Origin of the sequence: Stenotrophomonas pictorum JCM 9942 (assembly GCF_001310775.1) — a bacterium.
GTDB lineage: Bacteria > Pseudomonadota > Gammaproteobacteria > Xanthomonadales > Xanthomonadaceae > Stenotrophomonas > Stenotrophomonas pictorum.
In genome coordinates, this window is sequence record NZ_BAZI01000579.1 from 1 (window position 1) to 1,302 (window position 1,302).

Below are 1,302 nucleotides of genomic sequence, written 5' to 3' on the forward strand. Positions count from 1 at the left end.
TCCCAGCGCTGCCGCCACAACGGATCGGCCGCACCGGCCAGCGTCGCCAGCTCGATCAGCGCATCGGTCACCCCCTTCATCGCCGAGACCACAGTGATCTGCTCCTCCTCCCCGCGCGCCAGCAGCAACTGGCCGACGTGGCGGTAGCGGTCGGCATTGGCCACCGAGGTGCCGCCAAATTTGTGCACGACGGTGCGCACGGCGGCGTCCGCGACGGGTTCGGCGGGAAAAACGGCAACTGACGACATCGGATCAACCTCGGCTGGAGGCCCCGACACGCATCTGGATGGAGTTTCCCCGCATCCTGATCCGGGTGCGGGGCCGTGGTTTTCGGAAATTACGCGAAGACGACGGGCCGCACCGGGCAAGTGGTGACGGTAATAATGGTGGTGGTAATCGACAGCCACTGGCCGGATGCGCGGCACGCGCCACCAGGAGGCGGCGGCAGGACGCGGGCGAGGGGCTGCGGGGTGTTCATGCCTCCAAGAGACACCAGCGACTGGAAGCCTGTCAAGTGCTGCGACGCAAAATAGCGTTTGTCGGCATCGTCGCCAAAGCTGCGGCTAAAAGTTGCAAATGTCATCAAGCGCGAACATCGCGCATCTATCCTGCAAGCGGTGGCAAACGGGTGCGATGAACGCCGGCGATCCGACCACGCGTGAAAACGCGATCACTCTCGCCGGCAGCATCCTCCGCCGGCATCCCGGACGAGGGTCGGCAGATAAATGCGCAGAATGCTCAGGCCGACTGGGCGAGCGTGGTTGCCGGACGGTGCGCGGCCGCGCTCCAGATCACCCCGGCCACCAGGCAGAGCGCCGCGAGGATCTCCAGCGGCAGCGGCCAGCGCTGCTGCCACACAAAGCCGTAGACCAGCCCGAACAGGGTCTCGAACACGATCATCTGCCCGCCCAGGGTCAGCGGCAGCGCGCGGCTGGCCCGGTTCCAGCAGGCGTTGCCGAGGATCGAGGCGAAGACCGCCACGGCCGTGGCCATCGCCCAGAAGCCGAGCCATTGCCCGCCCGAATGCCCCTGCCCGCCACCCGCAAACGCCACCGGTGCCAGCAGCAGCGCCAATCCGCCGGTCGCCACCCCGGTCAGCAGCGACCAGTCATGTCCGGAGACCGCCGGCACTTTCGCCAACCAGCGGGTGTTGCCGATGGAGTACGCCGTCCACGACAGCAGCGCGCCGACGCCGCACAGCAGACCGGTCAGGCGCTGCGCCGGCGACGTCTGCACATGCGAGGACGCCATCGCTTTCACCCCCATCAACACCACGCCGGCCACGCACAGCGCCAACGCCGG

At 67.6% G+C, this 1,302-nt stretch carries 3 protein-coding genes; all 3 read right to left on the minus strand.

The window, feature by feature from the left end; genetic code table 11:
• Positions 1-248, minus strand: a 248-nt coding sequence (locus JCM9942_RS16200) for an amino acid kinase family protein (protein WP_157723006.1), incomplete at its 3' end; no start/stop codon positions are given.
• A gap of 89 nt (positions 249-337) precedes the next feature.
• Positions 338-583: a hypothetical protein gene (locus tag JCM9942_RS16205; RefSeq protein WP_054660882.1), complete on the minus strand. Its 246-nt coding sequence runs from the start codon at positions 581-583 to the stop codon at positions 338-340.
• Between the two features lie 155 nt (positions 584-738).
• On the minus strand, positions 739-1,302 hold a 564-nt coding region (locus JCM9942_RS16210; RefSeq protein ID WP_172675176.1), incomplete at its 5' end, for a DMT family transporter.

Excerpts from the sequence above, each read along its gene's own strand:
- JCM9942_RS16205 (WP_054660882.1), bottom strand. The coding sequence starts at position 583 with ATGACATTTGCAACTTTTAGCCGCAGCTTTGGCGACGATGCCGACAAA.